General features: G+C 39.2%; 19 protein-coding genes and 1 rRNA gene. 8 read left to right on the top strand and 12 right to left on the bottom strand.

The window, feature by feature from the left end; translation table 11 throughout:
* Positions 1-5: 5 nt before the first annotated feature.
* Positions 6-1,733, bottom strand: a complete 1,728-nt coding sequence (locus WNY79_RS15670) for a DUF885 domain-containing protein (RefSeq protein ID WP_342876325.1) — start codon at positions 1,731-1,733, stop codon at positions 6-8.
* 228 nt (positions 1,734-1,961) lie between these two features.
* Between WNY79_RS15670 and WNY79_RS15665 the strand changes: the two genes are divergently transcribed.
* Both WNY79_RS15665 and WNY79_RS15660 read left to right on the top strand, forming a co-directional pair.
* A complete protein-coding gene (locus tag WNY79_RS15665; RefSeq protein ID WP_024605508.1) occupies positions 1,962-2,549 on the top strand; it encodes a DUF4202 domain-containing protein in 588 nt (195 codons plus the stop codon).
* A gap of 33 nt (positions 2,550-2,582) precedes the next feature.
* Positions 2,583-3,086 carry a zf-TFIIB domain-containing protein gene (locus tag WNY79_RS15660; protein ID WP_342876324.1) on the top strand — a complete coding sequence of 168 codons (504 nt, stop codon included), beginning with the start codon at positions 2,583-2,585 and terminating at the stop codon, positions 3,084-3,086.
* Between the two features lie 58 nt (positions 3,087-3,144).
* Here WNY79_RS15660 and der read toward each other — a convergent pair whose 3' ends face one another.
* The 9 genes from der to ndk form a co-directional block, all read right to left on the bottom strand.
* Complete coding sequence (gene der / locus WNY79_RS15655; protein WP_076924987.1) at positions 3,145-4,611, bottom strand: ribosome biogenesis GTPase Der; 1,467 nt, start codon at positions 4,609-4,611, stop codon at positions 3,145-3,147.
* Between the two features lie 74 nt (positions 4,612-4,685).
* A complete protein-coding gene (bamB, locus tag WNY79_RS15650; protein WP_170071596.1) occupies positions 4,686-5,864 on the bottom strand; it encodes an outer membrane protein assembly factor BamB in 1,179 nt (392 codons plus the stop codon).
* Between the two features lie 10 nt (positions 5,865-5,874).
* Entirely contained in the window at positions 5,875-6,495 is a 621-nt protein-coding gene (locus WNY79_RS15645; protein WP_007583431.1) for a tetratricopeptide repeat protein, read from the bottom strand.
* Positions 6,496-6,514: 19 nt separating this feature from the next.
* Positions 6,515-7,795, bottom strand: a complete 1,281-nt coding sequence (gene hisS / locus WNY79_RS15640; RefSeq protein WP_170071597.1) for a histidine--tRNA ligase — start codon at positions 7,793-7,795, stop codon at positions 6,515-6,517.
* A 139-nt stretch (positions 7,796-7,934) separates the two neighbouring features.
* Positions 7,935-9,053, bottom strand: a complete 1,119-nt coding sequence (gene ispG, locus WNY79_RS15635) for a flavodoxin-dependent (E)-4-hydroxy-3-methylbut-2-enyl-diphosphate synthase (protein ID WP_342876323.1) — start codon at positions 9,051-9,053, stop codon at positions 7,935-7,937.
* A gap of 5 nt (positions 9,054-9,058) precedes the next feature.
* On the bottom strand, positions 9,059-9,928 hold the full coding sequence (locus WNY79_RS15630; RefSeq protein WP_342876322.1) for a RodZ domain-containing protein: 870 nt from the start codon (positions 9,926-9,928) through the stop codon (positions 9,059-9,061).
* A complete protein-coding gene (gene pilW, locus WNY79_RS15625) occupies positions 9,925-11,778 on the bottom strand; it encodes a type IV pilus biogenesis/stability protein PilW (RefSeq protein WP_342876321.1) in 1,854 nt (617 codons plus the stop codon). The genes WNY79_RS15630 and pilW overlap by 4 nt, the downstream gene beginning before the upstream one ends.
* 126 nt (positions 11,779-11,904) lie before the next feature.
* The gene (locus WNY79_RS15620) at positions 11,905-13,035 is read right to left on the bottom strand and encodes a bifunctional tRNA (adenosine(37)-C2)-methyltransferase TrmG/ribosomal RNA large subunit methyltransferase RlmN (protein ID WP_024597874.1); all 1,131 of its coding nucleotides are present in this window, start codon (positions 13,033-13,035) and stop codon (positions 11,905-11,907) included.
* A 169-nt stretch (positions 13,036-13,204) separates the two neighbouring features.
* Positions 13,205-13,636 (bottom strand): nucleoside-diphosphate kinase, encoded by a 432-nt coding sequence (gene ndk / locus WNY79_RS15615; protein ID WP_007377442.1) that lies wholly within the window; start codon positions 13,634-13,636, stop codon positions 13,205-13,207.
* Between the two features lie 216 nt (positions 13,637-13,852).
* On the opposite strand from ndk, the gene yegQ reads away from it, so the two are divergent.
* Both yegQ and WNY79_RS15605 read left to right on the top strand, forming a co-directional pair.
* A complete protein-coding gene (yegQ, locus tag WNY79_RS15610; RefSeq protein WP_342876320.1) occupies positions 13,853-15,238 on the top strand; it encodes a tRNA 5-hydroxyuridine modification protein YegQ in 1,386 nt (461 codons plus the stop codon).
* 258 nt (positions 15,239-15,496) lie between these two features.
* Positions 15,497-16,369: a DMT family transporter gene (locus WNY79_RS15605; RefSeq protein WP_342876319.1), complete on the top strand. Its 873-nt coding sequence runs from the start codon at positions 15,497-15,499 to the stop codon at positions 16,367-16,369.
* A gap of 44 nt (positions 16,370-16,413) precedes the next feature.
* Here the strand turns inward: WNY79_RS15605 and WNY79_RS15600 are convergent, their stop codons facing one another.
* Positions 16,414-17,307, bottom strand: a complete 894-nt coding sequence (locus WNY79_RS15600) for a LysR family transcriptional regulator (RefSeq protein ID WP_342876318.1) — start codon at positions 17,305-17,307, stop codon at positions 16,414-16,416.
* 216 nt (positions 17,308-17,523) lie between these two features.
* Here WNY79_RS15600 and WNY79_RS15595 point away from each other — a divergent pair, with 216 nt between their 5' ends.
* Complete coding sequence (locus WNY79_RS15595; RefSeq protein ID WP_076924995.1) at positions 17,524-17,772, top strand: YfhL family 4Fe-4S dicluster ferredoxin; 249 nt, start codon at positions 17,524-17,526, stop codon at positions 17,770-17,772.
* 215 nt (positions 17,773-17,987) lie between these two features.
* Positions 17,988-18,689 carry a metallophosphoesterase gene (locus tag WNY79_RS15590; protein WP_342876317.1) on the top strand — a complete coding sequence of 234 codons (702 nt, stop codon included), beginning with the start codon at positions 17,988-17,990 and terminating at the stop codon, positions 18,687-18,689.
* Positions 18,690-19,035: 346 nt separating this feature from the next.
* Here WNY79_RS15590 and WNY79_RS15585 read toward each other — a convergent pair whose 3' ends face one another.
* The gene (locus tag WNY79_RS15585) at positions 19,036-21,333 is read right to left on the bottom strand and encodes a hypothetical protein (RefSeq protein ID WP_342876316.1); all 2,298 of its coding nucleotides are present in this window, start codon (positions 21,331-21,333) and stop codon (positions 19,036-19,038) included.
* 652 nt (positions 21,334-21,985) lie between these two features.
* Here WNY79_RS15585 and WNY79_RS15580 point away from each other — a divergent pair.
* Positions 21,986-24,922, top strand: a complete 2,937-nt coding sequence (locus WNY79_RS15580) for a TonB-dependent receptor (protein WP_342876315.1) — start codon at positions 21,986-21,988, stop codon at positions 24,920-24,922.
* A gap of 673 nt (positions 24,923-25,595) precedes the next feature.
* Positions 25,596-25,663, top strand: a 16S ribosomal RNA gene (locus WNY79_RS15575); the annotation flags it as partial.

Here is a 25,663-nt window from a genome sequence, read left to right as displayed (position 1 = left end):
TAATTTTAAATAGCCGATTTTTGTTTTGCTATCCAATCGTTTATAACGTCTTCAAGTACAGCCATAGGGAGCGAACCTTGGCCAATAACGGTGTCGTGAAAGCTGCGTATGTCAAATTGTGGGCCTAGCTCTTTTTCGGCTTTTGCACGCAGTTCGCGTATTTTTATTTCGCCCATTTTGTAAGAGAGCGCTTGGCCTGGCCATGAAATATAACGATCTATTTGATCCTCGACCGCGCTTTGTGGCAAAGCAGTGTGATCTGCCAAGTAGTCAATTGCCTTTTGGCGGCTCCAGCCAAATGCATGAATACCGGTATCAACAACGAGTCTCACGGCACGCCACATTTCGTAACCTAAACGACCAAAGTCGCTGTATGGGTCTTGATAAAAGCCGGCTTCTTTACCTAAACGTTCGGTGTAAAGTGCCCAGCCTTCGCCAAATGCTGAATGGCTAAGTGTGCGTCTAAATTCGGGTACATCTAACTCCATTGCAATAGCGTTTTGTAAATGGTGCCCTGGTATTGCCTCGTGCAGGCTTAGCGCTTCTAAATTATACAAAGGTTGCAATTTAGGTGTTGAGGCTAAAAAGTAAGTGCCAGGGGAGCGGTTATCAGCAGGTGGCATATAAAACGCGCCGCGACTCGCTGAGCCTTTTATAGTAAAGGTATTACGTGGTAAATGATTAAAATAGGTTGGTAACTTGCCATACATTTTTTGCGTAATAAAGGCTGTTTTTTCAAGCAAGTCTTGCGCGTCTGTTGCGTAAAATTGCTCGTCGGTTGCTAAAAATTCTAAAAAATCGCTGTAAGAGCCATCAAAGCCTACTTTATCAATGATGTTTTGCATTTGTGTTTTTATACGTGCCACTTCTTTTAAGCCAAGCTCGTGTATTTGCTTTGGTGTGGCATTGGTTGTGGTGTAGTAATTAACTGTATATTTGTAATACTCAAGCCCGCCTTTAACGCTTGAAATACCCGGCTCTGCTCTACAGTTAGGCATGTAATCGTTTTCAAAAAAGTCGTAAAAGTGTTGATAAGCCGGAACTACTTTTGAGCTAATTAAGGCTTTTGCTTTGTTTTGGTATGTTGCCTTTTGCTCTGCTGTAAATGTATTTGGTATGCGTGTAAAGGGCTCGTATAAGGCGCTGTTTTCAGGTTGCTTAACAATATGAGCGTTAATACTCTGGCTGTAATTTTCAAATGTTTTGCAGTAGTGCGTGTAACCCTTTTCAATACCTTCTTTCATCAAGTTAATGTTTTCTTGATTAAAGCGAGGGTAGTCGGCAAGGCTTACTAAAAATGCGTTGTAATCATCAGGCGTTAAAAACGCCATATTAGCCGGTGCTTCGGCAAAGTAAGTATGCCAGCCACTTAAAAAGTTAACTTGAAAATACTTATCTTGAAAAAGGTAGCTTTGCTGCTCTGTTTCTCGCTCATATTTAAATAAACGATAGTTCATTAGCTGCTCGCTATTGAGCGTTTTAGGGTCAATACTAGCTAAGTTTTTTAACACACTGTTGTTGTAAGCTTGGCGCTTCGCAATGGCTTGCTCGGTCCAATGTGGCAATGTACCACTGGGTTTCCAGCCGTCTGGATCGGTACGAAAGAATATTTTTTCGGCTTTTGCATTTTGCCAATGGTTATCAATAATCGTTTTTAAATCAGTGTTACTGTCGGCTAGGCTTGGTAGTGGTGCAACAGCTAAACAAATAGCTAAAATACTTTTTTTAAACATAGTCATCCGTTATTGGCGAGTTAATTGTTATTTGTCGCGCTTTTTTGTTTTTAATTTGTACTTAATATAGTACCAAGTTAACTTTATTAATGCGCTTAATTTTATAATCTGTATCAATTGGTTTTACTTTTTGATTGAACAAATTTCACCACTGAAGTGAGTGGGGCACTAGTTTATTGTTTTACCAGCGTTTAGAATGATTAAAACTAATTATAAAAAATGACCGTCATGTTTAATAAAGTAATAACGCTGATTGATGAAGCGAATAACCAAGACCCGAATACTGAGCAACACAATGGAGAAAGTTTTCCAAAAGAGTATTTATACTCACAGCGTATGAGCGAAATGCTAACTCGCTTTAAACCTGATGCCGATGAACTCATGCAAATTGCAGTGCGTGCACAGCATATTCAGCGTTGGAAGTCGCCACGTAGCGATTTTGAAATGAATAAACAGGGTTATCATCAATGGCGCAGTGCTCTTTATATTTTTCATGCGTCACTAGTCGTTGAATTAATGAAACAAGCTGGGTTTAGCGATACAGACCAAAACCGTGTTTATAACGCGGTTGCTAAAAAAGATATTAAGCGCAATCTAGATAGCCAATTAGTAGAAGATGTAGCGAGTTTGGTGTTTATTGAACACTACATGCTTGGGTTTGCCAATGCAAAACCAGATTACAATGAAGAAAAATGGATGGGTATTATTCGCCGCACATGGCAAAAAATGTCTGATGAAGCCCATGAGTTTGTACTTACAGGTAATATTACATTACCGGCGCCGCTTGTTGGGCTTATTCACAAAGCACTTGAATAATTAATAAAAATATAAAATAAAAAGGAATTTTAAATGTATTGTCCTCGTAGCGATACGCCACTTGAACCTTTACTTGTTGGCGGGATCACTGTTTACACCTCAGCGCAAGGTGGCGTGTTTTTTGATAACAGCCAACTATTTAAATTTAGCTCTCCAGAGCTAAAGCACGGTCAGGTATTACTTAAACACTTAAGTAACTATATTGAAGGTGAGGGCGATGTCTCATCGCGAGTTAATTGCCCACAGTGCAAAAGTATTGTGATGATGCGCAGGTATTTTTCGCCAGTTAAGGCTGTCGAAATAGACGAATGCCCAGGTTGTGCAGGAATATGGCTTGATAGTGGCGAGCTGGCAAAAATACACGAAAACCATTTAACGCCTAGAGAGCGAAAGCTGTTAGCCCATGAAATGGCAACCAACCATGGGTTTATAAGTATTAGGTCGCCAAAATCAAAATATTACCCCAAAGCGCCTACGAATGTTCAAGGCACCACAGTTGAACGGCTGGTGCAATTGGCATTACTTAATTTTGAGTAATAAAAAACGGCGTACTAATAAGTACGCCGTTTTTTGTAATAAACTAATTTTTTAAAATTTATTTATTACGGTTTTCTTTAGCAAATGCACGTATTTTACGCTTTTGCGACAGTGTTACTTTATTAACACGACCAGCAAATGGGTTTTCACCTTCTCTAAATTCAATTTTGATTGGGGTGCCCATAATTTTAAGCGCTTTACGGTAGTAGTTCATCAGGTAGCGTTTATAACTATCTGGTAAATCATGAACTTGGTTACCATGAATTACAATACGCGGTGGGTTATAACCACCGGCATGCGCATATTTAAGCTTAACACGGCGACCACGAACAAGTGGCGGCTGGTGATCGGCTTGAGCCATGTCCATAATTCGGCGCAGCATTGCTGTACTTATACGTTTAGTTGCCGACTCGTAAGCTTCGTCAACAGATTCGAATAAATGACCAACACCTGTACCGTGTAATGCAGATATAAAGTGTAGGCGTGCAAAGTCTATAAAACCTAAACGGCGATCGAGTTCTGTTTTAATACGGTCTTTAACGTAGTCGTCTAGGCCATCCCATTTGTTCACGGCGATAACCAATGAACGACCAGAGTTAAGCGCAAAACCAAGTAAGCTTAAATCTTGATCAGAAATACCATCACGCGCATCAACAACAAGTAAAACCACGTTACAATCTTCGATTGCTTGTAGTGTTTTAATTACTGAGAACTTTTCAACTACGTCACTGACTTTTTTACGTTTACGAACACCTGCGGTGTCAATTAACACATACTCTTTGTCGTTACGCGTCATTGGAATGTAAATAGAATCGCGTGTTGTACCTGGCATATCATATACAATTACACGATCTTCACCCAATATGCGGTTTGTAAGTGTTGACTTACCAACGTTAGGGCGACCAATAATAGCAAGCTTTACAGGTTTATCTGCAAATGCTTGATGATCGGTATCATCTCCTTCGCCTTCTTCGTAAAGGTCGATTAGTTCTTCGTCATCACCTGTTACTTCTTCATCTTGCGCGGCTAGTTCAGCAATAAGCGGCTGAAGTGTTTGCTCAAGTAATAATGTAATACCACGGCCATGTGCAGCTGCAATGTGATGTATTTCACCTAATGATAATTGGTAAAATTCAGCACAATTTGAATCTGCGTCAATTCCATCGGTTTTGTTGGCAACAACAAAACACTTTTTCTCTTGCTTGCGCAAGTGATTAGCAATGGCTTGGTCAGCTACGGTCATACCTACACGAGCATCTACTAAAAACAGAACAATGTCGGCTTCTTCAATGGCTAGCAGAGATTGATCTGCCATTTCGATTTCGATGCCTTCTTCTGAGCCATCAATACCGCCCGTGTCTACCACGATAAATTCATAGCCATCGTAACTAGCTTGGCCATATTTTCTATCTCGTGTTAAACCTGGAAAATCGGCTACGAGTGCATCACGAGTACGTGTTAAACGGTTAAATAATGTGGACTTGCCCACATTGGGTCGCCCAACTAGAGCGATCACGGGAAGCATAAACTACCTCTTTAAAAAACAACAAAAGGCTTCGCAGTGCGAAGCCTTACAAAAAACCTTTAAGTGTTAGCTAGTTAGTTAGGTATTTTTACCATACTAACTTCACCATCACGGGTGTATAAAATTAGCTTATCGTCGGCAACAACTGGCTCAACAAAAAAGCCCGAGCTGTCAAAGTCTTCACGAGATACTAGCTCGCCAGTTTCTTTATTTAGCCAATGTAGGTTACCTTCTTGGTCGCCTAAAGCTAAGTGGCTACCTGCAACTGCAGGGCCTGTTAGGTACCAACCACGTAGAGCGGGTTGGCTCCAACGTTCAATACCTGAATTTTTATCTAATGCGTAAATAACACCATCGCTATCTACTAAATAAATTGTTTGTGCATCCATCGCAATTTCGCGGTAGCTGCTGTACTCACGTTTCCATACAACATTGCCAGAGCGAATATCTACAGCAGCTAAGTTGCCGTTGTAAGCTATAGCGTAAGCGTATGGACCGCTGATAAGTGGTTGAGTGTCTACGTCAACTAGGCGTTCAAATTCTGATGCGCCTTTAGCAACCGCAATTTCTGCGCTCCATGCTGAGTAACCACTGTCTGAAATTAATACACTTAGCTTGCCTGTTTCAAGGCCTACTAATACACCACCGTTAGCAACGGTTGGCGAGCTTTGTCCGCGTAATGTTAGTGGTGGAACTTCTTGTTCAAAGCTCCAACGCTCTTCGCCTGTATCTGGGTGAAGGGCTAACAATTTACCAGAGCCTAAATTTACAAATACTAAGCCATCGCCTGCTGTTGGTTTAGACAGTGATTCGCCTGGTACGTTTTTACGCCAAACTTCTTCACCCGTTTCGCGATCTAGGGCAATAATAAAGCCGTGTTCAGAACCAATATAAATTTTACCATAGGCTTGCAAAATACCACCTGATAATTTTGCATTACCGTTATCAGCCCAAGGCCAAAACGATAGATCTTGGCGTACATCGGTTTCCCATTTTGTATCGCCATTATCAAGCGAAAGCGCTTCTACTTGGCCTTCGCGGCTAGCAACATACACAGTATCTTTGTAAACTGCGGGTGTTAAACGAGAAAAATAATGCTCTACGCCATCACCTACAGATTCTTGCCAAACAACGTCAGTTTCAAATTGGTTTACAATTTCAGGAAGTACGAGTTCATCTTCATCATCACTTGATGAACAACCCATCAATGTTGCCATACATAGGGCAAGGGCTGCTGTTGTAAATTTTTTCATGCCTAAAACCTTATGCCGCTGGGCTAGTTACTGCTAGGTCATCTAACTTAATTTGTAATAGTGGGTTACTTGTTAATCCACCCGCATCTATTGCTGCTTGGTATGCAGTACGTGCTTGATCTTTATTACCTTGCTCAGTGTAAATATCGCCTTTAAGCTCGGCAACGTTTGCATTGAACGCTTCAGGTAATGGTGCATTTAATGTCGTTAATGCATCGTCATATTTAGTTTGCGCAATTTGAACACGTGCTAAACGTGTAATCGCAATTGCTTTTAATTCTGTGTTTGGCGTATTAGACACAACCCAGCTTAGCTTTTCGCTTGCTACGTCTAGTTTTTTCGCTTCTACTGCGTCTTTTGCAGCAACGAATGCAGCAAGTGTTGCATAGTTTGTGTCTTTATTTTCGCTAATAAACGCATCAGCTGAAGATAATACATCGTCGCTTTCAACAAGCGCTGTATATGAATCTGATGCTTTTTCAGCGGTAGTAATTTGGTTTTGGTTATATGCTTTCCAGCCATATAAGCCACCTAAGCCAACAAGTATGCCTAGCGCAAGTGAAATGCCGTTTTCACGGAAAAAGCGTTTAATGGCTTCTGCTTGTTGTTCTTCTGTTGAATAAATATCCATTCTTACCTCTAATGTTCGCTTAGCCGTTAATAAGCTCAGCTAATAGCGCTTTAGCTTGTTCTAATTCTAATGTGACTTGTTCTTTACGCTCGCGTAAATACTTGATGGTCACAACGCCTTTTTCTAATTCATCTTCACCAATAATCACTGCAACAAGTGCATCGCTTTTATCAGCACGTTTTAATTGTTTTTTAAAGTTGCCGCCGCCCGCATGTACCATAACGCGTAAACCCGGTACGTCTTTACGTAGTTGCGCTGCAATTGCAGGAGCTTGAATGCTTGCTTTGTCGCCCATTGCTGCTAAATATACATCAGCATTGCGACGAATGTCACCTACACACTCAAGTGCTTGTAGCAATAACACTAAGCGTTCTAGACCCATTGCAAAACCAACTGCTGGCGTTGCTTTACCACCAAGTTGTTCAACTAAGCCATCGTAACGTCCGCCAGCACATACCGTGCCTTGTGCGCCTAAGCTGTCGGTTACCCATTCAAATACAGTGCGGTTGTAGTAGTCTAAACCACGTACTAACTTTTCATTAACCGTATATGAGACGCCAGCAGCGTCTAAACGTTCACATAAATTTTCAAAATGTTCTTTTGATTCAGCATCTAAGTTTTCAGACAATTTAGGTGCATCAGTTAAAATTGCTTGTACGTCTGGGTTTTTGCTATCAAGTACGCGTAATGGGTTTGAATACATACGACGTTTTGAGTCTTCATCAAGCACATCAATGTGTTGCTCAAGGTAGGCTACTAACGCATCACGGTAATCTGCACGCGCTTCGTTAGACCCTAAAGAATTTAGCTCCAAACGAACGTGTTCAGTAATACCAAAAGCTTCCCATAGTTGCGCTGTTAATAAAATAACTTCTGCGTCTATATCTGCTGTAGCAATACCAAATGTTTCTAAACCAAATTGGTGAAACTGACGGTAACGACCTTTTTGCGGACGCTCGTGACGAAACATTGGACCCATGTACCAAAGCCGTTGTTCTTGATTATATAGTAAGCCATTTTGGTTGCCAGCACGTACGCATACTGCGGTGCCTTCAGGGCGAAGTGTTAATAAGTCGCCATTGCGATCGGCAAAGGTGTACATTTCTTTTTCTACTATATCGGTAACTTCACCAATAGAGCGTTTAAATAAGTCGGTTGATTCTACAATAGGAAAACGAATTTCTTGATAACCGAACGATGCTACTGTTTCGCGTAAAATGTTTTCTACTTTCTGCCAAACTTGTGTATCGCCCGGCAGACAATCGTTCATACCGCGAACTGCCTGAATTTGTTTTGCCACTGATAAATCCTAAATGCTGTTTTTTTTGTGTAATAAAAAATGCTTACACAACAAGAATGCTAAAAATTGACCCGCTATTATAGCGTTCTGATTATAAAGGTAAACGCCAAACACCGCTGTTTGGCGCTTTATGCGGTATTTATTCGACTATTTTTATGTCAATCGGTGTTTGGCTCTGCTTTTTCTCTATAAAGTCGCGTACATAACCTTCAAGCTGGTCAACAATGTTGTTGTTATCAATACGCGCTTTTTGGCGTTCACCATTAATATATAAGCCAGAACGACGATTTGCACCGGCAAGTCCTATATCACTAACTAGTGCTTCACCTGGGCCATTAACAACACAGCCAATTACCGAAACCGATACCGGTTCAATAATATCCTCTAAACGCTCTTCAAGTTGGTTCATGGTGCTTACTACATCAAACTCTTGACGTGAGCAGCTAGGGCAAGCAATAAAGTTAATACCGCGAGCCCGAATGCGTAGCGATTTTAAAATATCAAAGCCGACTTTAATTTCTTGAACAGGATCGGCAGCAAGCGACACTCGCAGTGTATCGCCAATACCTTCGGCAAGTAGCATACCTAAACCTACTGCTGATTTAACAGAACCTGAGCGCATGCCGCCCGCTTCGGTAATACCTAAGTGCAGTGGTTGGTCTATTTCTTTAGCTAGTAAGCGATACGCACCTACCGCTAAAAATACGTCTGATGCTTTTACCGATATTTTAAATTGGTCAAAATCAAGGCGGCGCAATATATCTACATGGCGCATAGCTGATTCTAATAAGGCTTCTGGTGTTGGTTCGCCGTATTTTTCTTGCAAGTCGCGCTCTAGTGAACCGCCATTTACACCAATACGAATAGGAATGTTATGCTCGCGTGCAGAATCGACCACGGCTCTTATACGCTCTTCGCTACCTATATTACCTGGGTTTATACGCAGGCAATCAACGCCGTATTTTGCCACTTTTAAGGCTATACGGTAATCAAAGTGAATATCGGCTACTAGCGGAATAGTCACTTGTTCTTTAATACTTTTAAACGCTTCTGCAGCGTCCATAGTCGGTACTGATACACGGACAATGTCGGCACCGGCATCTTGTATTGCCTGTATTTGTGCAACAGTTGCATCAACATCCATGGTGTCGGTGTTGGTCATTGATTGCACAGCAATAGGGGCGCCGTCACCAATAGGGACGTTACCTACATTGATTCGGGTGGATTTTCTGCGTTTAATTGGAGATTCTGAAAACATAGCGACTACTCTGCTAGTGGTAATGTAAATTTGGCTAAACGGTTTTTAGGAAATGCAGAAACATCTACAGGTTCGCCGTTTAAAGTAATGTCTACAGCGTCATGCTTACCAAGCACAACTGAAAAAGGAGGCGTTCCGCTTACGGTCATAATGTAGCCTGCTTTTTTAACGCCGAATGCTATTTTTTCGCCTTCGCCGTCGTAAATTTCAACCCAGCTTTCGCCGTTAAAGTTCATAACAATTGTACTGCTAGCATCTTCTTGGCTTGCGTTGTTAGAGGCAATAGGGGCCGTTTCTGTAACTGCTTCTGCGCTTGTTGATGTTTCACTAGACGTACTTTGTGATTCTAATAATGATTCATCGTCAATTTCGGCTTGTTGCTGTTGCTCTGAAATACTGGGTTGAGCGGCTTGACGCTCGCTCATTTTTGAGTTGGCAACGTTTATGTTACTCGTTTGCTCTTCAATTGGGGTGGCGTTTTGCCAAAACCATAAAGCAGATGAGCCAATAACAATCGCTAAAATTAAATAGCTGAAAAACATTAAACGGCTGTCATTAGCTTCTTTTTCTGTTCGACGCGAAAAGCTCTGCATATTAGCGGGCTTTGTTGGCTCCGGTGGTGCTGGCATCATCGCTAATATAGGTGTGCTATCTACTTTTAATTCACGGCAGTAGTTTTTTATATAGCCTTTAACAAAAGTTATTGGGCCTAGTAATGTAAATTCATCATTCTCAAGGCGTTTAATTTGCAGCTCAGACAACTTTAACGGTGCAGCGATAGTCGCTATGCTAACGTTTGCTTGTTCTCTGTGATTTTTTAATATTTGGCCTACAGTTGGCTGTTCGCTCTGTGTTTGCGTATTTTCTTCATTCATAATGTGTATGAGTCTGGATCCACTAGTAAAAGTTTGTGCCCTGGTTTTAGTGCTATATCAGGACTTAATTTATTCCATCGCATTAATTCATCAATTAATACATGCCGCTGGGTAGCTATATCGTAAAGGGAATCACCAGCTTTAATTTCGTAATAAATATTTGGATCGTTTAGGTATATTTTACTTCCATTCATTACCCGATCCGACTCTTTTAGACCATTCCATTGGAGGAGTTTTTGTAGTTTAACATTGTATCGCACCGAAATGCTAAATAGGTTTTCGCCAACAGCAATTACGTGAAATGGCACGCGTAAAGGCGATACTTTAGGGTTAAGCATTGGGAGCTCTGTTTTTTGTACTGCCTCGTAACTTTTAAATTCAATATCGGCATCATTTTGATAGCTGCTATTTTCAAATACTGTTGTATTTTTAGTCGCTTCGTAGAATACCACGTCACTACTATTTTTTTGTGCAGTAACTGCGGGGGCTGAATTACTATAGTTACTAGTTTGCTGCGAATTAAACTGGCCTGTTTTAGGTGCCCCAAACGAAATTATTGTAACTTCGTCATCAGCTTTAGTTGGTTGCTTTGCTGCTATAGCTTCTTTTTGAGGTTCGTAAGCAGGCTTAGGCTTTTCAGAAACTGCTCCTATTGAATCAGCAGAGTCGTGTTCAGTAGTAAGTGCAAGCATAACAGCCGATGTATCGGTAGGTTTACTTGGCACAACGGCTTTAGAAGTCACTGCTTTAGGAACTTCCACTTTTTGAGCTGTTGCTTGTTTTGCTATCACGGCTGTTTTGTCGACTTGCTTAGTGGCCGCATTTTGGGCTGCCTCAACTTGCTCTTCTCTTGCTATAACCGGGTTTACATCTTGGTTATTTACTGTTGCGAGTTTTTTATCTGTTTTTTGCTCATTGTTTGTTACTAAGCTTGTTGAACCGTCTTGTGATGAACGTTTTTTTCTAATTACTTTTATTTTTGGCTTCGAACTAATGTGTGCGCCGCTTTCATCATTTTTTAGTTCTTTTAACTGCGCTTTACGGTATTTTTCTCGCAGTATTTCAAACTCATTAAAACGCGTTCTTTTTTCTTTTAGTGCATATGCTTCGTCACTTGTAGAATAGGTTTGTAAAATAGTGCTGGAAATTTTTTCAGCCTCTTCTATTCTGCCCATGCGGTTTTTTACAAGGTAGCTTAGCATTAATGCACGAGAAGATACTCGTCCCGTACTGTCGTAGCGTTTTAAAAGTTCACTGGCTTTGTATAAGTCACTTTTTGCGTAATACAGTGCAGCTAAGCTAATTAACGTAGATGTACGTTGAGAACTGTGATTAAGTGCTTGTTGAAAATAGCTTTCTGCATTTTCAAAATCATCAAATTCAATAGCACATAAGGCTAAATTTTCGTAGCTTTCGGCAACGCGAATATAGCTTGGTACTTCAATGGCTTTTAAAAATTGATCCGTAGCACGATCGTATTCATCGATACCACATAAAAACACACCGTAGTTATTAAGGGTATTAGGATCGTCAGGCTTTATTTCAAGTGCTTTTTGGTAGGCTTTATCAGCTAACGGGTTTTCGCCTACTTGTTGATAGTAATAAGCAAGAGAGTAATGTACTTCAGGTAGGTCAGGAGCAAATGCTGCTGCACGTTCTAAATTGTATTTGGCTTGTGAGTTGTTACCCGTTTTTAAATACTGTAGGGCTAAAGCAATTCGTGTTCGTGCTGCGCCAGTATTGTTAATTTTATTTTCGACGACGGGTTTATTACTGCCGTTATAACTACTTTCGCTAACACAGCCACTTAAGGCAAGTGTGGATAGTGTTATAGCAAGTATAGATCGCATTACCTTATCTCTTTATTTTTAGTCCATGGCGCCTATCTTACCTAAAACCTTTAGTCTTGCATCATTTATTTAAAAATAAACAACTTAACCACCCTACGTGACTAATTCCTGTAGGGTGGCTACAGATTATGCTTGGTGGATATTAACGCTAATCGCGTTATCGTCACGCATTTTCTTTTTAGCTAAACGTTTAGTACGGTCAACTACGTCACCTACTAACTGTCCGCAGGCTGCGTCAATGTCGTCCCCGCGAGTACGACGAACAATACAGGTAACGCCCGCTGCTTGTAATACTTTTGAAAAGCGGTCAATGCGACTATTACTTGAACGCGTATATTCATTCCCCGGAAACGGGTTAAACGGAATAAGGTTGACCTTACAAGGTGTGCCTTTTAACGTTTGCACTAGTGCATGAGCCTGATCGGTGCTGTCGTTAATGCCATTAAGCATAACGTATTCGACTGTGACGTCTTTATTGGCTTTCGAACCATCGATGTAACGACGACACGAGGCTAAAAACTCTTCAATAGGGTACTTTTTATTAACCGGTACTAAAATGTCACGCAGTGCGTTGTCTGGTGCGTGAAGTGAAATAGCAAGTGCTACGTCAATTTTCTCTTTTAATAAATCAAGAGCAGGCACAACCCCTGAAGTACTTAATGTTACGCGGCGCTTAGATAAACCAAAGCCCCAGTCGTCCATCATTAGTTCCATTGCTGGCACTACGTTTTTAAGATTAAGTAAAGGCTCGCCCATACCCATCATTACAACGTTAGTTACAGGGCGCTTTTCGCTATGACCATCAAGACCAATATCTTTAGCTACACGCCAAACTTGACCAATAATTTCAGATACTTTTAAGTTACGGTTAAAGCCTTGTTGAGCAGTAGAACAAAAAGTACACTCAAGAGCACAACCCACTTGTGATGATACACATAAAGTAGCGCGCTCTTTTTCAGGGATCCATACAGCTTCTACTTCTTGGCCGCCTTCCAAAATAAGTGCGTACTTAATAGTACCGTCGCTTGCTTGTTGGCGAACTGTAATTTCTGGCGCTACAATTTCGCACTCGGCTTTAAGCTTTTCTTTAAGTTTTTTGTTTACGTTACTCATTTCGTCGAAGTTATCTACGCCAAAATGATAAATCCATTTCATCACCTGGTCACTACGAAACGGCTTTTCACCGAACGATGCAAATAATTCGCGCATTGCGTCTCGGTTTAAATCTAATAAGTTAATCTTTTTTTGCTCGGTCATGAAACAACCTCAATCGGTGACGGTGGAGATAAAAATTTACGAGGACGAATTGTACACAATTCACTCACTTTAATCATTAAGTAAAACATCATGAGTTTACTAATTAATACTTTACGTAATGACTAAAAAAGGGCCCGAAAGCCCTTTTCATTTTGTTAACGAATTCGAATTAACGAGTACGTGAACAAAGCTCTTCGTCAGCGAAGAAGTACGCGATTTCGCGAGCAGCAGATTCAACAGCGTCAGAACCGTGAACAGCATTTTCGTCGATGCTATCAGCGTAGTCTGCACGTAAAGTACCAGCTAGTGCTTCAGCAGGGTTAGTAGCACCCATGATTTCACGGTTTTTAAGAACAGCGTTTTCGCCTTCAAGAACTGTAACCATTACTGGACCAGATGTCATGAAAGATACTAAAGCACCGAAGAAAGGACGTTCGCTATGTTCTGCGTAGAAACCTTCAGCTTTCTCTTGTGAAAGGTGAACCATTTTAGCTGCAACGATTTTAAGGCCAGCAGACTCGAAACGGTTGTAGATAGCGCCAATGTGGTTTTTAGCTACTGCATCAGGTTTTACGATTGAAAAAGTACGTTCTAAAGCCATCTTTATGCTCCAATAATTTTAAGTAAAAGTGTGAATATTAACGGGCGCGAATTATACGCGTTTTAAGTGAAAAATCCTAATTTTATTAAAAACCAGTTTGATTGCAGTTTTGTGATCTCGATCAAAAGCAAATTGCTAATCGAACTTATACTGCCGCGCTTATAAATTAATTAATCATACAACTGGCTTAAAACCAGTTCGATGTATGGAGCGCACATGTTACCAACTACCTCTTCAACGCCTTTTATTCCTGAATTACTATGCCCCGCAGGCAGTTTAAAAAACATGCGCTACGCTTTTGCTTATGGCGCAGATGCGGTTTATGCAGGGCAGCCTCGCTATAGTTTGCGTGTGCGCAATAACGAGTTTGACCTAGATACTCTGCAAGTAGGAATTAGTGAAGCGCATGCGCAAAATAAAAAGTTTTATGTGGTGTCTAATATTGCACCGCACAACGCTAAAGTTAAATCGTATTTACGTGATATAGAACCGGTTATAGCTATGGGGCCCGATGCGCTAATTATGTCAGACCCTGGTTTAATTATGCTTGTTCGTGAAAAATGGCCAACGATGCCTATTCACTTGTCGGTACAGGCAAATGCGGTAAATTACGCGAGTGTGCAATTTTGGGCAAAACAGGGGATTGAACGCGTTATTTTGTCACGGGAGCTGTCGCTCGAAGAGATAACTGAAATTCGTGCTTTGTGCCCTAATACTGAGCTTGAAGTATTTGTACATGGTGCGCTTTGTATGGCGTATTCGGGGCGTTGTTTACTCTCTGGTTATATGAATAAGCGCGACCCAAACCAAGGTACATGCACTAATGCATGTCGTTGGGATTACGATGTAAAACCTGGTGTTGAGAACGAAACCGGCGAAATGGTACATAAAATTGATCCCAAACAGGTTATTCCTACACTGGGCGAAGGTGCGCCGAGTAACGATGTATTTATGTTAGAGGAACAAGGTCGCCCTGGAGAGTATATGCCTGCATTTGAGGATGAACACGGCACGTATATTATGAACTCAAAAGATTTACGCGCTGTGCAATACGTAGAGCAGTTAACAAAAATGGGTGTACATAGTTTAAAAATAGAAGGGCGTACTAAGTCATTTTATTATGTAGCGCGCACAGCACAAGTTTATCGTAAAGCAATAGACGACGCGGCTTCGGGTAAACCATTTGATACTAACTTATTTAAAACACTCGAAAATCTAGCACATCGGGGCTATACCGAAGGCTTTTTAAAACGCCATGCCCATCAAGATTATCAAAACTATGAGTACGGTCATTCTGTATCAACTAAACAGCAATTTGTGGGAGAAGTACTTGGGCGCGACGAAAATGGCTTAGTTGAAATTGACGTTAAAAATAAATTTTGTACAGGCCACTCCTTAGAGCTTATGACACCACAAGGTAACATTACTTTTAAGCTTGAATATATGGAAAACAAAAAGGGTGAAATTATTAGCGATGCTAAGGGCTCTGGTCACATTGTAAAAATCGCACTAGATGAGGGGATTAACTTAGAACACGCTATTTTAATGCGTAACCTTGATGAGCACCAAGATACGCGTAATCCATTTAAACAACCTAGTTAGCCTCTTCAGTAACTGCTCAAAGCTATTTTATTACCTTATATAATTTATAGAGTGGAGCTGAGCAGTTATGCCTATGACGCCCTTTACGAAAATTGCCTACCTGCATTCATGTAAATGCCATTTATGAAACCTATATTGCCAGTAATGCTTATTTATAAAATTTAAAAAGTAAATATACTAGCCTTACAAATTTAACACGTGTTGTTAAAGCGCTCAGCACAGATACTCTATTGTTGTTTTTAAAGGAATCATTTTAGTATGTGGATAATTTTTGCATTACTCGCAACTGTTTTTTTTGGTGCTCGAGGGATAATGTACCAATGGACGTCGCAAAAAAAGATTAACCGTAATCTATTATTATTCGGTGTTTTTTTTGTAGGGTTCATAATCAGCGCGTTAGGTACTGTAATATTTGAACATACATGGTACGGCTGGGAAGATATTACTGTTGGGCTTGCTTTAGGCTTTGGATCTTTTGCGGCTAATGGATTTTTGCACAAAGGATTTTCAGTCGGAAAGGCGTCTTTAATTAGTATTCTGTCGGGGCTAACGCCTTTATTTGTCCTTTTGTTTGCCTTTTTATTATGGCAAGAAACCTTAACCGTTATACAATTAATCGGCTTTTTTATCATTTTTGGCGGTCTTTATATTATTCGCTACTCCAGCGATATCTCATTGAGTAATCTACAAGGTGCGCAATGGGGATTATTGGCTGCTCTGTCCTTTGCATTTAATGATTTAATGGGTAAGCAATCAACACTCCTTGAGGCAGATACATTCGCCACTTTAACGTCGATGTTCGGGTTTGGTAGCTTTCTCTTTGCTATTAGTTGGTTAGTAAAGCGCAAAAAAATGTTAGCAGAGCAAGGCGCTTCTCAAGGGCACTGGTCTGCTGGTAAAACGTTCTCGTGCGGGTTGCTTATTGGTTTAACGAATGTAGCAGGCATGGTTGCAATAATATCGGCCTTTGCAATTGGCAACACGGGGCTAGTGTCGGCAATTTCGGGGATGAATATTTTAATTATTTTATTGTACTCCCGCATCATCCTAAAAGAGTCTTTTACACGCCAAGAAGTTATAGGATTAACAACGGCATTTTTAGGTGTAATTGTACTAAGGCTTAGTTTTTAAAAGACGAATGAGCTTAATCACTTTGCTGTAAAAAGCATACACTGCTACATATTAGTAAAGTGTTGCAGTGTATGCTCTATCAGTAAACGCACTCGATAAGGGATTTGTTTTCTGTCGCGATAAAGCATAGAAAATGGCTGCCCTTTGCTTTGCCAATCAGGAAGAATGCGTTTAAGCTTTCCGGCTTTAATAAGTGGTAATGCTATATAATCAGGGATGTAGCTAATACCCGCACCAGACTCAACTGCTTGTTTCATCATTTGAATTTCATCAACTACCAAACGAACATGTGTGTTTGGATTAAGACTGTACTCTTCGCTCGTTTGCTGATTGTTTAATTGCCACGGAACCAACCCAATGCACGTAATTTTTGGGTGCTGCTCTAATTGTTTAGGATGAGTGATGGATTGATAATCATGGTCAGGGTGAGCACAAAGCACATTATGAGTAAGTTTAAGCTCTCTAATAACCCAATTATCAATGGCAGGGTTTCTTACTCTAAATGCTATATCAATCGCTTCTTTTTCAATATCAATAAGGTTATTTGAAAAGCGTAAATCTAGTTGAATATCGGGATACTGCAGTAAAAAATCACAAAAAATATCACTTAAAAAATGTTTACCCATGTAAATGGGGGCACAGATCCTAATTTTCCCTTTAGGTTGGTCTTTTTCATCACAAAGTGCTTGCTCGATACACTCTGCTTCGTCAAATAACTTGCGATAGCGGTCGTAATATAACTCGCCAGTATGCGTTAGCGTTACTCGATGGGCATCTCGATTGAGTAGCGTTAATTGAAGAGCTTGCTCTAATAGACGTATTCTGCGGCTTAAGGTTGATAGTGACATATCAAGATTTGCTGATGCTTTTTTAAAGCTACCTAGTTTTACTATGGTGCAAAAGTAACGTAAATCATCGAGAGAATAACTAGCTGCCATCAGAACTACTTTATTGTTTAGGATGTAGGCAATATTAACAGCGACGCTTTAAAATTTCATTAGAGAAGCCAGAAGTTTTATTGATAAAGATCAACAAAGAAAAAGTCAATAAATGCATAATTTAAAGCTGCTAATAATATTATTTAAAATAAAACAGTAAATGCTCTATTTTTTCATTTTTTGTTTTATATGAACTTTAATTAGAAAGGCTAAAAAGTGGCTTTACTCATAAATAGTAAGTGCATTAACTGCGATATGTGTGACCCAGAATGCCCTAATGAGGCTATTTATATGGGCGCGAAGATATACCAAATTGATCCCCAAAAATGTACTGAGTGTGTGGGGCATTACGATAAACCTACATGCGTAAGTGTATGTCCAATTGACTGCATAAAGCCCGATCCTAATAAGCGTGAAAGTTTAGATGAGCTGGCTGATAAGTTTGTGCTGTTGACTAACTTATAACTTGTTCAGGTATTTTGCTAAGCCGCTTTTACTATAGGTTAAAAGCACTACCTAAATTACTTATTTAGCTTGTAGCTAAAGCCCGCAGTCATGCATTTTTAGTTTCAATCAAATCTCATTACCTTCATTAATTATCAACTATATTGTGTTACCTTAAGGCTTTATAAACTCAAGTATAAATCTAAGTTTTAGATTGCATTCTATAGGAGTCTATTTTGGATATAGGTATTAACGCTATTCAGGCTGTATCTTCAAAACGAACAATATTTATTAATGATGAGTGCCGAGTATTTGTAATTGGCGATCTTGATGGTGATTTACTTGCCTTAAAAAACGCACTTAATAACGTAAATTTTAACCCTGAAAGAGATACTTTGTTTTGCGTAGGCGATTTTGTTGATCGCGGGGATAAAACATATGACTTATTTACATACTTACAAGCCATTAGGGCATGTATGATATTAGGTAATCATGAGCATTTAATGTTGGAATCATTATTAAGTAATGATAAAGCGGCTTTTAAATTATGGACTGACAATGGTGGCAATTGGCACAAGTCGGTATCGAGAGAAAAGCTCAGTGTTATGTGCGATGAGTTACTAACTAAACCGCTTTCAATAGTACTTGAATATCGCGGCTATAAAATTGGGTTGTCTCATACATTTGCACAATCGTGGGATTGGGAAAATTACCCTGATGATAAGTCGGTGATTGTGCAATCTCTATTGTGGGATCGTGAAGTAGTTAAACAAAATAAGGTAGTTAAAAGTCATGGAGTCGACTTTACAATACATGGACATAACTCAACTAAAGCACCTTTTTGGGTGGGCAATAGTTACCATATAGATACCAATTATCTAGGAGGAAAGCCTACACTCTTAGAACTCTCTGATGTTATTAATAAATTAGATAATTAGTATAAAGTTCGTTGGTTGTTGACCTCATATAAGTTAATTTTCAGTAAAGTACTCTTTTGCACCATACTAAGGATACTAAGCGTGGATATGTACTTTAAAAAGCGATCAGAAAATGATAACTACATAAATATCGAATAGCTGCGGTATAAGCTTTTCCAGGCAACTTACACTTTTTATAAAGATCAAATTATCCCCAGTTTGAAAATTTAACCATTAAAGAATAGCAGTTCTTTAATGGTTAAATTTTACTGAAAGAGCTATTTAGATTTTAAATTACGGAGTAAATAGCTGTTTATTTTGTGTAAGTAAATATACAAGCTCCGTTATAACCCATACATCATCAATATTATTCTGCTATAGCTATTTTCTTAGTCCAAGCTTCTGGCATGTTAAGTGCGCCAACCGCTTTTACCATACAACGAATTTCTTTCCCAGACTCTTCACTCGTAATATCGTAGGTATTAGTTGCTGTGTATGTTAATGGATAACCATCAGCAAACCAATAATAACGAATATCTGTAATATCTTGTAAATTAGCATGGCAAGTTATGGTGTCTCCAATTGTTTTTTCCCCTGTAATAATTGGTCTACTGGTAAAGGGTTTTGGAACTTGCATTATTTCAGATGTTTTTTGTAGTACTTCAATAGAGTCTATGGTGAAGCTTTCTTGATCGCTCGTTGGATTTCCATCGTAAGATCTAAGCGCATAGTCGAGTTGCAAATCAAGCCTTTCAAGATAGGTTGGTGCGGTTGGTACACGACCAATTTCAACCCACTTATCATTCCCAGCTTCATCTGTAATAGTCACATTTATATAAGTCATGTCATTATCAATAACAAATTCCCAGGTGTGATATTGGCCATCCCAAAATTCAAGACCACCTTCAATTTTGCTTTTTTGCTCCGTCAGCTCCCCCCAATATGCTTTGTAACTTTTATAACTAGAGTCATCTTTTGCAAATATGTTTGGTACGTGAGCATAGTGGTAATGAGAAGAAAGCCCGTTTAACCAAGCTCCATTTTTTCCATCGAATTCAAACCAATCTACTTCGATGCGGTTTGCTGTTCGCCAAAACAAAAAATCAGGATTATAAGACCAAAATGCTGGAAATAACCCCCCAGGCAAATCATTTTTGTCTATTTTAGGAAGCATACTACGAATGCGAAAAATTTTTGGACCAGTCCAAGTATAGCCATGGCCAAGATCATTCACGCTATAAAAAGCACTCGCTTTCCATCTTTCGTTTTGTTTTCGTAGCAAAAGAGATTGTTTTTTTTCATCTTCATCATGGGGATAAACATTAAATGTTTCACTAGGAGGCATCAGCTGAGCACTCGCGCCAACTGCCGGATTAAACCCAGGGGCAGACCAAAGGTCAGATTCACCACTAAAACTCGCTTTTACTCGGTTATTACGAAAGTCATCATAAAATACTCTTTCAAAGTCGTCTGTAGCTACACGTTCCCCACCACCATTAATGCGTACTTCAGAGGTATCAATAGAGCTTCCCCAAGCCGTCCATTCTTTTTCATTATGAATATAACGATAAGGGAAGTCTTCAGCATCCATTACAGGTCTAATATTTTTATATGGATGCTTGTTTGGGAGATCAATTGAAGATATTCCATTACTAAATAACGCTTTATTAGTACTAAGACGATAAGCAGCCCAGCCAGTCATTTTTTGAACCATAGCTTCTGATGGTTCAGTTAAACCAAATACTAATGAATCATATGCCCAAGCCATATTACCAATATCTTTATCGCCAATGTATGAGGAAGTATTACTAATCCACTCGCCTGAAAAGCGATCTGGTTGGACTGCTTCACTAGATATTAATGTACCATTTACGGAGGCGAACATTTGACCATAGCGGATCCCGGCAACAATAACATTCCATGTTTTACCATCTGCGACCACGCCATTTTTAGTGGTCATAATTCGTTTATCAAGACCATTCTTATTTAGACCGACATACTGAATACTTAGACCGTTTGTTTTGTTATACCAGACTTTAGGAGATGATTTATTTGAACCTTCACCATGATTAATATCTAATAAAATAGTTTCGGCATTATTACCTGTATTAGCATCGATCCTAAATGTAAAAAGCATCCATCTGTAATTCCATCTAGCATCGCGCTGACCTGGCATTATTAAATATTGCCCAGAATTCTCCGTAAATTCAATACCGTTTTTCTTTGTCGTTTTTAAAGGCTGAAGGGAAGAATTTGTTTGCGTTGCATTAGCTACAATAGTCCCGCGTGAAGGGTGATTTATCACATTACCTATTTCAGTGTCTTCTTGAAAATAAGCAGACATAAGCCACTCAGGAAAAAGGTTTAAAGCCCAAGGAACTTTAGTTGTGCTATCAATTGCCCGTTTGGGAATACGCAGCGATAATGGGAGTCGACCAGTAGTTTGCTCTAGTACTGTTACTTTACCGTCATTATTGGTGTCGTAATTAGCATTTAGTTCTGGATATTTATTCCCAAGAAAATCAAGTAATAAATTACGTTCGTAGTTATCATATAAACCATTATCATCTAGATCAAAGTTAGATTTTGCACTATGGGCATTACTGTCATTAATAAACCAAACAATAAAAAATACAGTAATGATTAATTTAATATTACTTTTCATAAATAAGCTCCTATTCAAAGTTAATTTATTAGGAATATTCATCCAAGCGAGTATTAAAATACAAAACATTGAATAAACAACGATATATAACTAGTTATATTTAGTAGTGGTTTAGCGTGTGACTTAATTAAGACGATTATTAAAAGTAAAAACTCCTTTTCTCCCACTTTTTAAAGTGGTTCTTTAGTATTGCACTAATGATTTTTATCAGTTATAAAGTTTTTTAATTAACCTTAGTCTATATCTTTTAGAAGATCTACTTAGCATCCTTTAAAATAAGGAGCAGCTTAGATATAAAGGTGTGCTTTTACATGAAAATCTTTATTTAAGGTCATCTAAAAGTCGTAAAATTAATATCCTATACCTATCAGTCGTTCGCAATAAGGTATATCTAGTTTTGCTTAAACTTAGGCGTATTGTTATACACACTGCTATTTAAGATTGATCTGAGATGTTTAGTTTAAAAGTAGTTACATTAAGTTGATTTTTATCAAAGCGATTCCTCTAATTTTAAGCCCCCGTTAATAAAAGATTAAGTTTGGTTGTATAAAATTAGCAAAATTTTTTTCTTTGCGTCAATTTGATCGCCGCAGAATGATTAACTAACTTGCTTGAATCAACATAAGCAGCTTTAAACGGAATAGCACTTCCTATGACAGCACTTAACTATAATAATAACTCAGTACACGCTTTGTCTAAACTTTCAAAATCAACATTGTGTCTTTCTATTTTATCGGCGATAGGTTGCGCCAATGCATTCGGTGTAGAAATAACCGATGAAGCAAAAATAAAAAAAGATATGGAAGTAATAGAAGTACGTGGTATCCGTTCAAGTATGGCCGAAAACTTAGATGTAAAACGTATGTCTGGCTCTGTGGTTGATGCAATTACCGCTGAAGATATTGGAAAATTCCCTGATAAAAACGTTGCAGACTCTCTTCAGCGTGTACCCGGTGTGGTAATTGAGCGTGACGGCGGAGAAGGTTCATCAGTTAGTATTCGTGGTTTATCGTCAGAACTTACCTTTACACAGCTTAATGGTAATTTTATTGCGTCTTCCCCGGGGGAGCCTTCGCGTTCGTTTGATTATGCTTTGTTACCGTCTTCAATGATTGAAAGCTTAGAGGTTTATAAATCGCCAGAAGCACGCTTAGATGAAGGTGGGGTTGGTGGTACTGTATTAATGCATAGCCGAAAACCTCTGAGTATGGATGCAAACTCAGGTGTATTTAATGTAGAGAGTACTTACGCTGATGTTACAAAAGAGTACGAACCGCAGTTTACGGGTTTATATTCATGGAAAAATGACGACGAAAATTTTGGTATATTAGTTGGCTATACATATCAGGAGCGAACAAACAGAACGCTTTCGGGCGGTACTGATGCCAATGTGTGGCGCTATACTGGCACTGAGCAACCTACAGATATAAACGGTAACGCAGTTGATAACAATAATGGTTGGGATGTTATTAATGATGCAGGCGGTAATAGTTACGATGGTGTTTGGTTTCCGCAAGTTGTGCGAGGTTCAGTTCTTAACGAACAACGTGAGCGCGAAGGAATTCAATTTAGTACGCAATGGCGACCAACAAATCGTTTAGAGCTTGGATTTAATTACTTTGGCTTTACACTCGGTCAAGACAGAACAGAATCTGTGATTGATATACCTGAGTGGTCTTTAAATTCTGATTTTTTAACTGATGTAAATCTTGATGAATCGGGAACTACTGTTACTGGTATGCAATACGATGCGATGGCAAGCGGAACTGAAAGTGATATGCAGTTTCCGTGGATGCGCGGCAGTTATGTACGTGAAGAATCTACCTCAGATACTTTTGATTTTAATTTAACCTATGAAGGCGATAATTTTAAAGCGCGTTTTGTTGTGGGTAATACAAAATCAGAAGGGGGGCCGGAAGAAAGCTGGGAAGCCGCATATAAAAGCTCAAACGCGGGTGAAAACGCCACTACTATTCAAAATGCAGCTCAAACGGCAGGCTGGTCACTCAACCAAAACAATGTGTCACTTAATATTGACCCTAATACATTAACTAACTTACAAAATGGAATTGGAGGCGGTCGTGATGCGGGCTCTTCAAACTCAAGTTTTGTACGCAGTGAGCTTGAGGAAGATTATTACCAAGCTGATGTGGATTTTTATGTTGATTGGGGCTTTTTAAAAACAATTAGAACCGGTGTTAAATACCGTAACTCAAGTCTTCATCGTGAAACTGGTAATACTTTCTTTTTAGATCCCAATTTTAACATAGCTGCAGGCGAAGCAAGCGAGCAAGGTATTACGCGTTTTGATAGTTACCAGTGGAATGGCGGTATGCCATTAGCTCAAAATGTATTTACAAGTGAGAGCAATATAGTAGGCGGGTTTGATATAAACCAAATGCCAAGTATCGATTGGAACAAATATCACGATATGGTCACTGCTAATTATGTACCTTATACACGTATTGAAGATAACTTTGTTTACGATATAGAAGAAAAAATATCTGCTTTTTATATTCAAGGCGATTTTGAGTTTAGTGAAGTAAGAGGTAATTTGGGCGTGCGTGTTGTGCAAACAAAAACACTTACTTCATCTACTGACTTATATACCTACCAATTAGATCACACAAATGACGAAACAGGCGAGCCAGTAACGGGTGACGCACGCTTTGTAGAAGACTATCAATTAGTCACTCAAAAAAACAAAGACACTCAAATATTACCAACCTTTAATATAGCGTGGGATGCAACCGACAATTTAGTTATTCGTGGGGCAATCGCAAAAGTAATGTCTCGTCCTGATTACAGCGATTTAGGTGCGCAGCAGCGTATTACATTTGTATCGGATGAATGGGCAGATGATAGAGCTGCATTTAATGAACAGCCAGGTTTTAGCGGTAGTGGCGGTAATAAAAACTTGAAACCATTTGAATCAGTTCAAGCAGATTTATCTATTGAGTATTATTACAGTGAGGGTTCTGCTGTTGGATTGGCACTTTTCCATAAAAAAGTAGATAACTTTGTTGTGCCACTGGTAATAGATGCAGAGCAAAGCTTTGCCGGTAAAAATAATATAGTAGATGCAGGAACCATTAATATAGCTCCGTATAGTACTGTGGGAAATGGTACCGATGCAGTATCTAAAGGCGCGGAGATATTTATTCAGCATGTGTTTGATAATGGTTTTGGTTTTTTTGCAAACTACACCTATAACAAAACCAACAAAGCAGATGTAACAGTAAATGGTGAAGAGTTTGGTCAGTCGGCATTAATAGGTAGTGCAAAGTATCAGTACAACACCTCTGTTTATTATGAAGGTGACGCTTTTAATATACGCGCTTCATATAACAAACGAGGGGAGACAGTATTAGGCCTTAATAGTGGGTTAAATGTATATCAAGATCCGTACGAGCAAGTTGACGTTAATGCATCGGTTAATTTGTATGAAGGGCTAAGCTTAACAGCTGCTGTTATTAATTTAACTAAGTCGGAATCGGTAACGCGTTTAGGTGATGATACAGATGCACGATTACTTAACTCGAGCTATTCGGGTAGGCGCTATTACGCAGGCTTTAATTACAGCTTTTAATTAATGACATACGCAATATTTTATCGAAAGCCAACTGACTAACTTTAGTTGGCTTAACCTAACAGAGCTAAATAGTATAATTTTATGTATGCATATAGTTTTGCCGCTCATACATAGATTATTTAATAGGCAGGAAAAGCGTCGCAGCCCTTTATTTGTATAGCTTTCATACTAAATTCATTTAATTGTCAAAAAGCTGAAATAAAACATTGACCCCCGCTCGAATCTCCCTATAATGCGACCCCACTGAGACGGGAAACGCCAACGCATAGCGAGGCACGAACTACCTCAGAGAGTTAAATAAAACTTCGGTTTTAAATATTCTAAAAAGAAAATTTAAAACCAAGTGTTGACTCGAAAAATAAAGGGTGTATTATTCGCATCCCTTGAGGCGCTAAAGCGACTCAAAACGTTCTTTAAAAATATAAAGCAATCATCTGTGTGGACACTCGTACAGATTGAGTTCTAACAGCCAACCTACTTAGGTAGTGAGGCAAACAAATTAGAGTCTCAATTGAAACTGAGTGACCATATGTTATTAAAAGATTCAGCCTTGAGCTGTTTTGATTTTACTTTTTTTAAAAGTGAAAATAATAACGCACAGTCAATTCGTTTTTGGCAACAAAAACAAAAATTCAGAATTCATTGAGCTGTCGAAAGACATAAAACTTTTTAATTGAAGAGTTTGATCATGGCTCAGATTGAACGCTGGCGGCAGGCCTAACACATGCAAGTCGAGCG

The sequence above is a fragment of the Pseudoalteromonas sp. AS84 genome (genome assembly GCF_038900255.1).
In the GTDB taxonomy this organism is placed as follows: domain Bacteria; phylum Pseudomonadota; class Gammaproteobacteria; order Enterobacterales; family Alteromonadaceae; genus Pseudoalteromonas.
This window is presented reverse-complemented; position numbering and strand designations above follow the sequence as displayed.

Coding starts and splice junctions, on each gene's coding strand:
- WNY79_RS15670 (WP_342876325.1), bottom strand. CDS start 1,733: ATGTTTAAAAAAAGTATTTTAGCTATTTGTTTAGCTGTTGCACCACTA.
- WNY79_RS15665 (WP_024605508.1), top strand. CDS start 1,962: ATGTTTAATAAAGTAATAACGCTGATTGATGAAGCGAATAACCAAGAC.
- WNY79_RS15660 (WP_342876324.1), top strand. CDS start 2,583: ATGTATTGTCCTCGTAGCGATACGCCACTTGAACCTTTACTTGTTGGC.
- der (WP_076924987.1), bottom strand. CDS start 4,611: ATGCTTCCCGTGATCGCTCTAGTTGGGCGACCCAATGTGGGCAAGTCC.
- bamB (WP_170071596.1), bottom strand. CDS start 5,864: ATGAAAAAATTTACAACAGCAGCCCTTGCCCTATGTATGGCAACATTG.
- WNY79_RS15645 (WP_007583431.1), bottom strand. CDS start 6,495: ATGGATATTTATTCAACAGAAGAACAACAAGCAGAAGCCATTAAACGC.
- ispG (WP_342876323.1), bottom strand. CDS start 9,053: ATGTTTTCAGAATCTCCAATTAAACGCAGAAAATCCACCCGAATCAAT.
- WNY79_RS15630 (WP_342876322.1), bottom strand. CDS start 9,928: ATGAATGAAGAAAATACGCAAACACAGAGCGAACAGCCAACTGTAGGC.
- pilW (WP_342876321.1), bottom strand. CDS start 11,778: ATGCGATCTATACTTGCTATAACACTATCCACACTTGCCTTAAGTGGC.
- WNY79_RS15620 (WP_024597874.1), bottom strand. CDS start 13,035: ATGACCGAGCAAAAAAAGATTAACTTATTAGATTTAAACCGAGACGCA.
- ndk (WP_007377442.1), bottom strand. CDS start 13,636: ATGGCTTTAGAACGTACTTTTTCAATCGTAAAACCTGATGCAGTAGCT.
- yegQ (WP_342876320.1), top strand. CDS start 13,853: ATGTTACCAACTACCTCTTCAACGCCTTTTATTCCTGAATTACTATGC.
- WNY79_RS15605 (WP_342876319.1), top strand. CDS start 15,497: ATGTGGATAATTTTTGCATTACTCGCAACTGTTTTTTTTGGTGCTCGA.
- WNY79_RS15600 (WP_342876318.1), bottom strand. CDS start 17,307: ATGGCAGCTAGTTATTCTCTCGATGATTTACGTTACTTTTGCACCATA.
- WNY79_RS15585 (WP_342876316.1), bottom strand. CDS start 21,333: ATGAAAAGTAATATTAAATTAATCATTACTGTATTTTTTATTGTTTGG.
- WNY79_RS15580 (WP_342876315.1), top strand. CDS start 21,986: ATGACAGCACTTAACTATAATAATAACTCAGTACACGCTTTGTCTAAA.